The 12694-nt window shown below is 66.3% G+C and carries 14 protein-coding genes; 9 read left to right on the top strand and 5 right to left on the bottom strand.

Features of this window, described 5'->3' with window-relative positions; all coding sequences use genetic code 11:
- A complete protein-coding gene (locus AC1RUR_RS13510; RefSeq protein WP_492844693.1) occupies positions 1-1038 on the bottom strand; it encodes an AraC family transcriptional regulator in 1038 nt (345 codons plus the stop codon).
- A gap of 213 nt (positions 1039-1251) precedes the next feature.
- Between AC1RUR_RS13510 and AC1RUR_RS13505 the strand changes: the two genes are divergently transcribed.
- A complete protein-coding gene (locus AC1RUR_RS13505) occupies positions 1252-1872 on the top strand; it encodes a response regulator transcription factor (RefSeq protein WP_492844692.1) in 621 nt (206 codons plus the stop codon).
- Between the two features lie 171 nt (positions 1873-2043).
- Positions 2044-3720, top strand: coding sequence for a mucoidy inhibitor MuiA family protein (locus AC1RUR_RS13500; RefSeq protein WP_492844691.1), 1677 nt, complete (start codon positions 2044-2046; stop codon positions 3718-3720).
- A gap of 73 nt (positions 3721-3793) precedes the next feature.
- Here the strand turns inward: AC1RUR_RS13500 and AC1RUR_RS13495 are convergent, their stop codons facing one another.
- From AC1RUR_RS13495 to AC1RUR_RS13480, 4 genes are read right to left on the bottom strand one after another with little or no spacing between them, the layout of a single operon-like run.
- A complete protein-coding gene (locus tag AC1RUR_RS13495) occupies positions 3794-4660 on the bottom strand; it encodes a heme ABC transporter ATP-binding protein (RefSeq protein ID WP_492844689.1) in 867 nt (288 codons plus the stop codon).
- The gene (locus AC1RUR_RS13490; RefSeq protein ID WP_492844687.1) at positions 4657-5751 is read right to left on the bottom strand and encodes a FecCD family ABC transporter permease; all 1095 of its coding nucleotides are present in this window, start codon (positions 5749-5751) and stop codon (positions 4657-4659) included. Before AC1RUR_RS13490 ends, AC1RUR_RS13495 begins: the two co-directional genes overlap by 4 nt.
- Positions 5748-6698, bottom strand: a complete 951-nt coding sequence (locus AC1RUR_RS13485; RefSeq protein WP_492844685.1) for a heme/hemin ABC transporter substrate-binding protein — start codon at positions 6696-6698, stop codon at positions 5748-5750. Before AC1RUR_RS13485 ends, AC1RUR_RS13490 begins: the two co-directional genes overlap by 4 nt.
- Before the next feature lie 6 nt (positions 6699-6704).
- Positions 6705-6911, bottom strand: coding sequence for a hemin uptake protein HemP (locus AC1RUR_RS13480; RefSeq protein ID WP_492844683.1), 207 nt, complete (start codon positions 6909-6911; stop codon positions 6705-6707).
- Here AC1RUR_RS13480 and AC1RUR_RS13475 point away from each other — a divergent pair.
- The 7 genes from AC1RUR_RS13475 (at position 6829) to AC1RUR_RS13445 (ending at position 12598) form a co-directional block, all read left to right on the top strand.
- Entirely contained in the window at positions 6829-7161 is a 333-nt protein-coding gene (locus AC1RUR_RS13475) for a hypothetical protein (RefSeq protein ID WP_492845296.1), read from the top strand. The two genes, AC1RUR_RS13480 and AC1RUR_RS13475, sit on opposite strands and share 83 nt — an antisense overlap.
- A 19-nt stretch (positions 7162-7180) precedes the next feature.
- Complete coding sequence (locus tag AC1RUR_RS13470) at positions 7181-9532, top strand: TonB-dependent hemoglobin/transferrin/lactoferrin family receptor (protein ID WP_492844681.1); 2352 nt, start codon at positions 7181-7183, stop codon at positions 9530-9532.
- Between the two features lie 96 nt (positions 9533-9628).
- Positions 9629-9964 carry a heme-degrading protein HmuQ gene (gene hmuQ, locus AC1RUR_RS13465; protein ID WP_492844679.1) on the top strand — a complete coding sequence of 112 codons (336 nt, stop codon included), beginning with the start codon at positions 9629-9631 and terminating at the stop codon, positions 9962-9964.
- 31 nt (positions 9965-9995) lie between these two features.
- Positions 9996-10511, top strand: coding sequence for a heme utilization cystosolic carrier protein HutX (gene hutX, locus AC1RUR_RS13460; protein ID WP_492844676.1), 516 nt, complete (start codon positions 9996-9998; stop codon positions 10509-10511).
- Positions 10512-10538: 27 nt separating this feature from the next.
- Positions 10539-11315 (top strand): tonB-system energizer ExbB, encoded by a 777-nt coding sequence (gene exbB, locus AC1RUR_RS13455; protein ID WP_492844674.1) that lies wholly within the window; start codon positions 10539-10541, stop codon positions 11313-11315.
- 3 nt (positions 11316-11318) lie between these two features.
- The gene (exbD, locus tag AC1RUR_RS13450) at positions 11319-11765 is read left to right on the top strand and encodes a TonB system transport protein ExbD (protein ID WP_492844672.1); all 447 of its coding nucleotides are present in this window, start codon (positions 11319-11321) and stop codon (positions 11763-11765) included.
- Positions 11765-12598, top strand: coding sequence for a TonB family protein (locus AC1RUR_RS13445; RefSeq protein ID WP_492844670.1), 834 nt, complete (start codon positions 11765-11767; stop codon positions 12596-12598). The genes exbD and AC1RUR_RS13445 overlap by 1 nt, the downstream gene beginning before the upstream one ends.
- The last annotated feature ends 96 nt before the right edge of the window (positions 12599-12694 follow it).

The raw sequence follows: 12694 nt of genomic DNA, 5'->3' as shown, positions 1-12694 counted from the left end.
CTAAGCCGCCGTCGCCGAAGGCACGTCGGCCGGCTTGGCCTGCGGCCGCACGCCCTTGCGCCATGCGGTGATGGTGCAGCCGAAGCGGCCGCGGAACCAGCGCGCCATCGCGCTCTGCGCGGAGAAGCCGAGCTGCACGGCGATATCGGCCAGCGGCCGGCCGGGGTCGTCGATCAACTCGACGACGAGATCGGCGCGTTGCGCGTCGAGGATCGCCGAGAAGCTGGTTCCCGCTTCGGACAGATGTCGGTGGATGGTGCGGCGGGTGCAGGCGAGATGCTCGGCCACGCGCTCGACCGTGCAGTCGCCGCCGGCGAGCAGGGCCCGCACGAGCTCGTCGACCTTTCCCTCCCAGCTTGCCGGCCGGGTCTCGATCGCCTCGATCCGCTTGCGCAGATAGCTCGCGATCAGCGGATGCGCGCTCGGGATCCGGCGCTCCATGTCATGCGCCGACAGCAGGATCGCATCGTCCTCCGCGTTGAACGTGACGCGGCAGCCGTAGAAGTCGCGGTAGCGCTTGCGGTCGTGCGGCGGCGGATAATGCAGATGCACCTCCAGCGGCCGCCAATCGCTGCCGAACAGCGACTGGATGATGCGGTGGACGCTGCCGAGCGCCATGTCGATCGACTGCCGGGGCGCGGTCGGTTGCCGGCCGCGCAGATGCAGCGTGATGGTCACGGTCTGCTTGCCGCGTGCAACGTCGAGCCGCATGCCGTCATGATGGATATGAATGAAACGCGAGAACGCGTCGATCGCTTCGCCGACGGTCGCCTGTTCGCGCACGATCAGGCCGACCGCGCCGAAATTGGTCAGGCCGCCGCGCTCGGCGAGCCGCAAGCCGAAATCTTCGGCGCCGGACGTCTGTGCCGAGAGTTCGAGCAGGCGGCGCAGGCCGGTGACGGCAATGGGCGTATCCGGCTTGTCGAGGCAGGCCAGTGGCAGCTTGACCTTGCGCATCATCTGTTTGGGGTCGAGCCCGACCGACCGGGCGACCTCCGGGTAATAGCTCAAGCCTGCGCTGCGAATGAGGTCGGTCATGCCAACCGTTCCCGCTAACTGTTCCTGCCAGCCATTCCCGCAGATGTCCCGAAATGTAAAGTTTCTGTCCCGATCCGTCAAATCCGGGAACGGGGTGGAACATACATAAGTGAAACCGAAGCACTGGCGCGAATGCCGTGCGCACGACGGCGGGGCGCGATGGGGCCCCGGCCGTCTCGGACCATTTGACCAAGACATTATTGGAACGGGATTATGCCGGGAAACATGCTTTCCAAGGGTGAGATATTCGTCATTGACGCTGACGCCGCCTCCCGCGAACAATTGTCCAACGCGCTCCAACAGAGCGCCTATGACGTGATCTGCTTCGCCGACGGCGCCTCGCTGTTGTCGGAAGCCCGGGCGCGGATGCCGGCCTGCGTGCTGCTGGAGATGCCGCCGGATCGCTCCGCCCTCGACGTGCTCAGGCGGCTACGCGAGGAGAATTGCATGGCGCCGGTCCTGGTGACCTCGGCGAACGGCAGCATCGCCATGGCGGTTGACGCGATCAGGAGCGGCGCGGCCGACTTCATCGAAAAACCGTTCCGCACCCACGACATCGTCGGCCGGATCGATGCCGCCATCGATGAGTTTGCGCAGCCCGGCGCGAGCCGGCAGCGCTGGTTGCCCGGCTGCGAGGCCCTGACGGGGCGCGAAGGCGACGTGCTCGAGCATCTTGCGGCCGGCCTCACCAACAAGGAGATCGCCCGGCGCATGCATCTGAGCGCGCGCACGGTCGAGGGCTACCGTGCCGGCATCCTGAAGAAGGCCGGCGCCAAGAACGTGACAGACCTGCTTCGCCGCATCTTCGGGCAGGGTTCGCCCGCTCAGGTCTAAAGGCTCCGCCGCGGGACGATCGCACGTTCCGCGGCCATGGTGCCGCCGCAGCGACGCCCCACGGAAACCCCAATCGAACCAGTTCCTTGCCTGCCGCGTCCAACCATGTTGGCGAGGCATTTGATCGCGCGTCCGGCTGGCGGCGCGGCGATATCGGCAGGAGGGACTTTGATGCGCATCACCGCAAGATGTTTGGCAACGACGAGCCTGGTTCTGGTGACCACGGCATTCGCACTGCCGTCATGGGCGGCCGACGTGGACGCCACATCCGCCATCGACACCGTCACCGTCTATCCCGACGGCGCGACGGTCACCCGTGTCATCGCGCTGGACCTCGCCTCCGGCGACTCAACGCTGGTCGCCAGGGACTTTCCGCTCTCGCTCGATCCGTCCTCGCTCCGCGTCGAGGGCGAGGCGGGCGCCAAGCTCACCATCGGTACGATTGACGCACGACCGCCGCGCGCGGCGCCGCCGGTCAACCTGCCTGAGCTCGACAAGCGCATCGAGGCATTGAAGGATCAGCGTGCCGATCTGCAAGGCATGATCGATTCCGCCGTAGCCCGGCGCAAATTCGCGCAGCACTTTGCCGAGGCCTCTCCCGCCGGCCTGGGCGACAAGGGCGAGGCACGGCCGATCACCGAATGGCGCGCAGCCTTTGCCGCGGTCGGCGAGGAGATTGCGACCGCCGACACCGCGATCCGCGACGCCACGCGGAAGCAGCGCGAGCTCGATCGCCAGATCGCGCAGCTGGAAGCCGAGCGCTCCGCCAAGCCGCCGAGCAAGCTCGAGGTACGGATCGACGTTGCCTCGGCAGCCGCGACCAAGGCGACGCTGCGGGTGACTTACGCTGTTCGCAATGCGCGCTGGCTGCCGCTCTACGACGCCCGGCTCGACACCGGCGCCAAGGACCGCAAGCCGCAGCTGGAGCTGGTCCGCCGCGCCGAGGTCACGCAATCGACCGGCGAGGACTGGTCGAACGTGACGCTCGGCGTCTCCACGGTTCGCATCGGCCGTGGTGGCAGCGCGCCGGAGCTCAATTCGCTGGTGGCGCAGTATCCGCAAGTGCCGAAGCCGCTCGCGCTCGGCACGGCTTCGGATCTGGCACGGCCCGCCCCGGTGGCACGTCAGATGCAACCCCATCTTTCGAAAATGGCCGAAGCGGCTGAGCCACGCGAGCGTGCCGACGAACAGCAGGCGGTTGCCGAGATCGGCGACTTCCAGGCCACCTTCAAAATTCCCGGCCGCGTCAGCCTTGGCGCCGCCGACGGCGCCAAGGCCTTGCGCATCGCCTCGATGACCGTGCCCGCCGATCTCGCCGTCCGCGCCGCGCCGGTCATGGACCCGACTGCCTTCCTCGAAGCCAGCTTCAAGCAGACCGACGACACGACATTGCTGCCGGGCAAGGTCGCGATCTATCGCGACGGCGTCTTCGTCGGCCGCGGCAAGATTTCGGCCTCGGCCAAGGACGACATCGTGCGGCTCGGCTTCGGCGCCGACGACAAGGTCAGGATCGAGCGCTCTGTGCTCAAGCGCAACGAAGGTTCGGCCGGCCTTCTCGTCACGACGTCGAAGACCGACGAGCGATCGTTCAAGACAACGGTTCGCAACGGTCACGACTTCCCGATCAAGATCGCGATCGAGGACCAGCTGCCGGTCAGCGAAAACGAGGACATCGTGGTCGAGATGCTGCCGTCGAGCACTCAGCCGACCGCGAACAACATCCGCGACAGACGCGGCGTGCTGGAATGGTCGTTCGACGCCAAGCCCGGCGAAGTCAAGGACATCAACTTCGCCTGGCGCATCCGCTGGCCGAAGGACAAGAGCATGGTGATCGTGCCGGCGGGGTAAAGGCACGGTGTGCCCTCACCTCTCCCGTAGGGAGAGGTCGGGTCGCATCGGAAGATGCGATCCGGGCGAGGGGTTACGCTCTCGCCGAATGCTGCGGTCCCTCACCCGGATTGCTGCGCAATCCGACCTCTCCCCGCTGGGGAGAGGTGAGGGACACCGCCCGCATCGATTGCGGCAGCACATACGGCACGCCGTCGGCCTGATGGACCACGGCGTCGATCTCAAAGATGTCGCGGATGGTCTCGCGCGTGACGATGTCCGCGCGCGGGCCGTCGGCGACGAGCCTGCCGCCGTTCAGCACGATCAGCCGGTCGGCGAAGCGGATCGCGAGATTGAGGTCGTGCAGGATCGCGATCACGGCGGTGCCGCCGCCAGCGCGACGCCGGGCGGCTTCGACCAGGTCGATCTGGTGGCGCAGATCGAGGCTCGAGGTCGGCTCGTCCAGCAGCAGGAGCCCCGGTCCATGTTCGGCCTCGCCGCAGGCGAGCTGCACCAGCACGCGGGCGAAATGGGCGCGCTGCTGCTCGCCGCCGGACAATGTCGGCAATTGCCGGTCGCGAAAATGCGCGAGGCCGACCTCGTCCAGCGCGGCCTCCACGAGCCCGCCCGCCTCGTGCGCGCTGCGCTCGCCCGCGCCCATCAGCACGATCTCCTCGACCGTGAAGGGGAAGGTGACGTTGATGTGCTGGGACAGCATCGCGCGGCGCGCGGCAAGCTCGCGTGGGGTATAGCTCCTTATATCGCGCTGCTTCAGCCGTACCTCGCCTTCGCTCGGGCGGAGATCGCCGGAGAGCAGACGCAGCAGGGTCGACTTGCCGGCGCCGTTCGGGCCGATGATGGCGACCATCTCGCCGGCTTCAACGGTCAGACCGACGCCAGCGAGCAGCGTCGCGCGGCCGGCGCGCTTGCTCAAGGCGCGTGCTTCGATCACGGCGCTCATAGCGAGGCGAGCCCGCGCTGCCGCAGCAGGATCCCCAGGAAGACCGGCGCGCCGACCGCCGCCGTCAGAATGCCGATCGGCATCTCCGCAGGTGCCACGATGGTACGCGCCAGCGTGTCGGCGCCGACCATCAGGATGGCGCCGAGCAGCACGGAAGCCGGCAGCAGCAAACGATGAGCCGGCCCGATGACGAGGCGGAGGAGATGCGGCACGACGATGCCGACGAAGCCGATGACGCCGCTGATCGACACCGCGACGCCGGTCATGGCGGAGACCATGACGATCGAGATCCGCTTGAGGCGCTCGACGTCGACGCCGCCGTGAAACGCGTCGGCCTCGCCGAGCACCAGCAGGTCGAGGCCGCGCGCGATATACGCGCAGGCAGCAAGCCCGATGACGAGGATCGGCGCGAGCACGGCGGCCTTGGTCCAGGTCGCGCCGCTCATCGAGCCCAGCATCCAGAACGTGATGTCGCGGAGCTGGCGGTCGTCGGCGATGAACACCAGAAGCCCGATGCCGGCATTGGTGATGGCAGTGATGGCGACGCCGGCGAGCAGGAAGATCGCGATCGAGGTCCGCCCGGCGCGGCTGGAGATGCCATAGAGGATCGCGGTCGTTGCCAGCGAGCCTGCGAAGGCCGCAAGCGGCAGCAACTCGGTCTGGAGGAAGCGCAGCGTCTCGCCGAAGCGCGAATCGGTGAAGACGATCGCGCTTGCGGCCGCCAGCGCGCCACCGCTGGAGACGCCCACCAGCGCGGGATCGGCGAGCGGATTGCGGAACAGGCCCTGCATGATCGCGCCGGCCGCTGCGAGAAGGCCGCCGACCATCGCTGTCGCCGCGATCCGGGGAATCCGGATCGACCACAGCACGAGCTGGTCGCGCGCCGTCATCGCGTCGGCGGCGGTGTCGCCCGCAAGGCCGAGTGCGGCGGGCAAGCGAGAGAGAGGAATACCGGCCGCGCCGACCGTCAGCGCGATGATCGCGGTGACTGCGAGCAGAGCGAGGAGCAGCGGAATGGCAATCGACGTAAATCGCCGTGCCGCGCCCACTCGTCGCGGGCTCCGCGCGTCGATCCCGACCGCCACGCTCATTGCCGGCAGTTCGCCGCCGACAGCGCCGAATTGAATGCGCCGCCATCGGCCAGTGCCGGATAGAGCTTGACGGAGAGATCGCGCGCGGCCGCGGCCGTGCGCGGCCCGAAGCCGAGCAGATAGAGGCCGTCCATGGTGATGAAGCTCTTGTTGGCCGCGACCGGCGTCAGCGCGAAACCGGGGTGGGCAAAGACCGCATCGGCCTGGAGCGAGTCCTTGCCGCGCTCGATCGACAGCACGACGTCGGGCCTGGCCGCCACGATCGCTTCGTCGCCGATGATCTTGTAGCCGTCGTAGTCGTCGACCGCGTTGGCGGCGCCGGCGAGCTGGATGATCTCGTCGGCCGCGGTCTTGTGGCCCGCGACCATGGCGCGGCCGTTCTGGAGCGACATCACGAACATCACGCGCACCGGCTTCTTCACCTGGGCGCGCAGTGCGCGGAGCTGCGCGAGATCGGCGCCGACGGCGGTGCTGAGGCACTCGGCGCGCGCATCGACGCCCATGGCATGGCCGACCAGCCTGATCTTCTCGATCAAGCCGTCCTCGGAGAAGGTCTCGGGCACCAGCACCAGCGGCACCTTCGCCGTCTCCAGGATATCCATGGTCTCGCGCGGACCCGATCCCTGGATCGCCAGGATCAGCGTGGGATTGAGGCCGAGCACGCCCTCGGCCGAGATCTGGCGCATGTAGCCGACATTGGGTTTGTCGTGCAGCGCCGCCGCCGGATAGAGGCTGGTGGTGTCCACGCCGACCAACCGGCTCTCCAGTCCCAGCGCATAGAGGATCTCGGTGATGGCGCCGCCGATCGAGACCGTGCGGGCAAAGTCGGCAACAGTGACGTCGCGATTGCGTGCGTCGTGCACGGTGATACCGGCCGCGTGCGCGGTCGACGCAAGCGCGGTCGTGCCGGCGATCAGGAGATGTGCGAGGGTGCGACAAAATGTCATTGCAGGTTACTTCGTCAGGATCAGCTTGTTCTGTGAGGTGAGGCGGAGGCGATAGGCATCCTCGCCATGTGCGATGATGATCTCGCGCTCATGTGCAAACAGCTCGCGGCTGTCGATCCGGCTCCCTCGCATGGTGAGGGTTCTCATTGTTGCCGAAGGACTTTCCGCCGGCCCTGCCGCGCCGCTGCCGCTGTCTCCTGAGGTTGCTGACATTTTTGGTGTGATGCGCTTTCAAAAATCTCGGATGCTGCTTGTTTGTATAAGCGGCATCTGGCGCATTCCAACGGCGGCAATTTACAATCGATATAAACTGCAACCTTGTGACATTGACCGTCAGAGTGTTGCCACGTTACCAATCATGAGAGCGGGCAACAGGCCCGCGTCTCGAGAAGATCAGCCAGCCAGTCGTCGCGTCGTGCGGCGCACGCCAGCCAAAGACACCAAACTAACAAAACTGAAGTGAAGTGCAGGCTGGGGCTGATATGGCTGACGGGGCTAGGTATTCGCGCGCCCTGATTTTGGGCGCGTCGGTGGTTTCAATTGCGGCATTGGTGACGGAGAGCAGTCTCGCGCAGACCGCATCGCCGGAGGCTGGGCGTGCGTCGTCGGAACGGCCAAAGCAGGCCAAACCCAAGCAGGCCAGGCCGCAGGTCGCACAGCAGGCAACGTCAGATGTCATGAACGCCCGTGCCCAGGCCGGCGGCACGGCGCCTGTACAGGCGCTCGATACCATCACCGTCGCCGCAACCAAGACCAAGGAGCGCGCGATCGACGCGCTCGCGCCGGTCAGCTCCATTTCGCTCGACCAGATCCAGGGGCTTCAGCCAAACCGGTTGTCGGGCATCTTCTACGCGGTGCCCGGCGTGTCGTTCCAGGAGCGCGGCGACGATCCCGCGACCGTCATCAACATCCGCGGCTTGCAGGATTTCGGCCGCGTCGCGGTCGTCGTCGACGGCGCACGGCAGAACTTCCAGCGCACCGGCCACAACGCCAATGGCTCCTTCTTCCTCGACCCCGAGCTGATCGGGGGCGTTGACGTCGTTCGCGGCCCGACCGCCAACATCTACGGCTCCGGCGCGATCGGCGGCCTGGTCTCGTTCCGCACCAAGGACATCAATGACGTGCTGCGTCCCGGCGAGCGCTGGGGCGTCGATCTCTCCGGCACCTACGGCTCCAACAACAATCGCGGCCTCGGCTCGGTATTCGGCGGTGTGCGCGCCACGCCCGATGTCGATATCTTCGGCGGCGCGGTCTACCGCACCCAGAGCAACTACAAGGACGGCAACGGCACCGAGATCGGCAACACCAACAACCAAGTCGAGGCCGGGCTGTTGAAGTTGACGGTGCGTCCCGCCCTCGGTCACGAGGTCAAGTTCGGCGCCACCTTCCAGGATTATCAATACACGATCGGCCAGATGAACACCGGTCCGGTGGCGACCGCGGCCCAACGCGCGCTCTACCAGGGCTCGTCGGTCTATTCCTCCGACGTCAAGAACTACACCGGCACTGTCACCTGGAACTACTCTTTGCCGAGCGACAATCTGTTCGACTCGCACGTATCAGTCTACGGCAACCGCACCGACCAAGACCAGACCAAGACCTATCACTATTCGACATCGGGCGCGGCCTTGTGCGGTACCGGCAATTTCGGCAACAACATCTCGGGCTGCGTCGGCGACAAGCGCGGCTATGTCCTCAATACGTACGGTATCGACGCCAACAACACCACGCGGTTCAACGTCGGCGACTGGCGCAATGCATTGACCGTAGGCTTCGATGCGTTCCAGGATGACGTGATCACGACCGACAGCCGCGGCAACTCCAACATCACCACGCCGAGCGGCATCCGCACCGTGTCGGGCGGCTTCCTTCAGTTGAAGCAGAATTACAGCACCTGGTTCGAGGCGGTGAGCGCGATCCGCTACGACCGCTATGATCTGGAATCGGGCAAGACCAACGGCAGCGGCGATCGCTTCTCGCCGAAGATCACCCTCGGCGTGACGCCGGTTGCCGGCTTCCAGCCCTATGTCAGCTACGCCGAAGGCTATCGTGCGCCCTCGATCACGGAGACCGTCATTTCCGGCGCGCATGCAACTGGCGGCGGACCGGTTTTCTTCCCTTGCCCCGATGGAACGAGCGGCCTGTTCTGCTTCCTGCCCAACCCGAACCTGCGTCCCGAGGTCGGCAAGAACAAAGAAGTCGGCTTCAACCTGAAATATGACAACATCTTCAGCGCCAACGACTCCTTCCGCGGCAAGATCAATCTGTTCCGCAACGACGTCTCCGACTACATCGACCTCGTTGCCTCGACGCCGGTGATGACCCCGTTCGGCGTCATGGCGAGCCAGTACTACCAGTATCAGAACATCGCGCAGGCCCGCATCCAGGGCTTCGAGGCCGAGACGATGTACGATGCCGGCAACTGGTTCGTCGGTGTTGCCGGTCACTACATCCAGGGCAAGAACGCTGCGACCAATATCGGGCTCGCGACCATCACCCCGCGCAAGGTGGTCACGACCGGCGGTGTCCGCCTGCTCGATCGCACCCTGATCCTGACGGCGCAGTGGGCCTCGTTCGGTCCCAACAACGATGTGCCGGCCGGCTATCTGCCCGCGACCGGGTACGAGCTCGTCAACCTGTACCTGACCTACAACGCGACCAGGGACATCGTGTTCTCGGCCTCGATCGACAACCTCTTGAACCAGTACTACCGGCCTTACGCCATTCCCGGCAGCTCGACCGACGGCACCACGCAGAACGACGTGCTGTGGTCGAGCCCTGGACCGGGCAGGGTCTACAAGGCCGGCCTGAAGATTCACTTTGGAGGTGCGTAGCCGGCAGGTTCGCAACACCATCAATCCCGCCGGGCCGCGCTGATGCTCCAGCGCGGCTTCGGCGTGTTTTCGTCTTGATCAGAAGGAGAGACTCTTATGTTCATCGCCATGAATCGTTTCCAGGTGAAGCTCGGCTCGGAAGCGGCTTTCGAGACCGTCTGGCGCACCCGCGAATCCTATCTCGGCAGCATGGCCGGCTTCGTCGAATTCCACCTGCTCAAGGGGCCGGTCGCCGAGGACCACACGCTGTATTCCTCGCACACCGTGTGGGTCGACAAGGCGGCCTTCGAGGCGTGGACGCGATCGGACGAATTCCGGCGCGCCCATGCGCGCGCCGACAACAAGACCGGCGAGAGCCTTTATCTCGGCCATCCCAAGTTCGAAGGCTTCGAGGTCATCCTGACCGAGCGCAAGACCAACGCGGCTGCTTGAGATCGCGGCCGATCACGAAAGGGAGCCGGACATGCTGAGCACCGATCTCGCCGATCTCAAGGCCTACATGGCCGACAATCCCGGCGCGGTGATCGAGGACGTTGCGCGCGAGCGCAAGGTCAGCCCACGCGCGGTGATCGAGGCGCTGCCGTCATCGATGGTGCGCATGGGGGGCGGCGAGCATTTCGCCGCCGCCATGCAGGACATCGCGGAGTGGGGCGAGGTCACGCTGATCGTCCACACCGATGACGCGATCTTCGAATTCACGGGCAGCGTTCCCGCGGGCGAGATCGGCCGCGGCTATTTTAACCTGATGCAGCCGAAGGGATTGCACGGCCATCTTCGCCACGCGCGCTGCGCGGGTGTCGCCTTCGTCGAGCGTCCCTTCATGGGCAAGAGTTCGGCGTTCGTCGCCTTCGTCAATGCCGACGGTGGCATCATGTTCAAGGTCTTCGTTGGCCGCGACGAGACCCGGGCGCTGCGGGCGGATCAGCTCGTGCGGTTCCGTCAGCTTGCGGACCGGATCGCCGCGCAGGGCGCGGCATAGCTTCCTTCTGTCTGTCGGGAGATCAGGATGCAAGGCAGGTCCAGGCTTCGGCACATGATCCTAACAATCGCGCTGGCGCTCGCGCCGGCGCCGGCCTTCGCGATCGACGAGGCACTGCTGCCGCGCAATCTGTCGCCCTGGGGCATGTTCCTCGGTGCGGACATCGTCGTGAAGACGGTGATGGTGGGGCTCGCCATCGCCTCGCTGGTGACGTGGACGGTGTGGCTTGCCAAGTCCGTCGAGCTGCGCCGCAAGGGCGCGCTTGCCTTGCGGCGGACGCGCGCGCTCGAGGGCAACATCAAGCTGGCTGAGGCGGCGCAGCGCGCCGGCGACGCCCACGATGCCGTCGCTCAGCTGATCCAGTCCTGCGCCAGGGAGGCGGAGCTGTCCGGCGGCGTGCTCGACGATGGCCTCCAGGAGCGCGTCGCGCTGCGGCTCGAGCGGGTCGAGGCCGCGATGTCCAGGCAGATCGCGCGCGGCACCGGTGTGCTCGCGACCATCGGTGCCACCGCGCCGTTCGTCGGCCTGTTCGGCACGGTCTGGGGCATCATGAATTCCTTCATAGGCATCTCCGAGAGCCACACCACCAGCCTTGCGGTGGTCGCGCCGGGAATCGCGGAGGCGTTGCTTGCGACCGCGCTCGGCCTCGTCGCAGCGATCCCGGCGGTGGTGATCTACAATCAACTCGTCCGCGGCATCGCCAACTATCGCGCTCTTTTGGGGGATGCCTCGGCGCAGCTGATGCTGCTGGTGAGCCGCCAGCGCGACCACAGGGACTTCCGCATGGCGCGGGCGGCGGAGTAGGCCATGGCTGCGAAGCTCGGCGCACGCGGGGGATCGTCGCTGAGACGCGGTGTCCCTGACGATCTCGACGTTACCCATGAGATCAACGTCACGCCGTTCATCGACGTGATGCTGGTGCTGCTGATCATCTTCATGGTGGCCGCCCCGCTTGCCACCGTCGATATCGGCGTCGAGCTGCCGGCAACCGCGGCCGAGCCGGCGCCGCGGCCGGACAAGCCGACCTTCGTCACCGTGAAGCCGGATCTCACGATTGCCGTCGGCGAGGACACGATGGCGCGCGACGGTCTCGTTGCTGCGCTCGATGCGGCCACCAAGGGCCGCAAGGACGAGCGCATCTATCTGCGTGCCGACAAGGCCGTCTCCTATGGCGACCTGATGGAGGTGATGAACACGCTGCGCAATGCCGGCTACCTCAAGGTTGCCCTCGTCGGCCTCGACGGACGCAGTTGATGGCCGCCGCGAACGCCTTTGCCCTGCACGAGCCGCTTGGCGAGCGCGAGACCGCGCGCTGGGGCGTATCGGCTGCGGTGATCGTGGCGCTGCACATCGCCGCCGCGCTGCTGGCGATGAGCTGGCTCAGGTCGCAGCCGGAGCAGGGCGTCAGCCTGCCCGCGATCATGATCGACATGTCCCCGGTGACCTCGGCGCCGCAGCCGACGCCGGACGACATTGCGCCGGGGCCGCTGATGCAGGAGGCCGACGCCTCACCGCCGGAACCCGTCAAGCAGCAAGCCGTCGAGGAGACCATCGCGCCGACACCGCCGCAGGAGAAGCCGGACGTGGTGGCGCCGCCGGAGCAGAAGCTGGAGCCGACACCTGCCAAGCCCGAACCTGCGAAGATCGTACCGGTCGAGAAGCCTGTGCAGGAAAAGCCGAAAGTGGTTCGCCGCGAGGCGAAAAGACCGTCCGACGCAACGCCCGCACCACGCACCAGCGCGCCGCCGCGGGCCGAGCGCGAGGCGCCGATGGCCTCTGCCATGAGTGCGGGCGCCGTGGCCTCCGCGATTGCGTCCTACAATCAACGCGTTCGCGCGCACCTGATGCGCTTTCACTCTTATCCATCCGGCGGTGGCGGCCAGCGTGGCGTCGCAAGGCTGAGCTTCACCCTCAGCCGTAGCGGGCAGGTCACGTCCAGCCGCATCAGCGGCTCCTCCGGCGTGGCCGCCTTCGATGCCCAGGCCATGTCGATGATCCGCCAGGCCTCGCCGTTTCCACCGATTCCCGACGAGATCAAGAACGGCGCGATGGGCTTTTCGATCCCGGTGGAGTTTACTGTTAGATAACCCTCCGTTGTCATGCCCCGGCTTGACCGGGGCATCCAGTACGCCGAGGCCGCTGTTCAATTACAGGTGTCTCGGCGTACTGGATCGCCCGGTCAA

Source organism: Bradyrhizobium sp. GW821-FHT12B03 (assembly GCF_058807535.1).
This window is presented reverse-complemented; position numbering and strand designations above follow the sequence as displayed.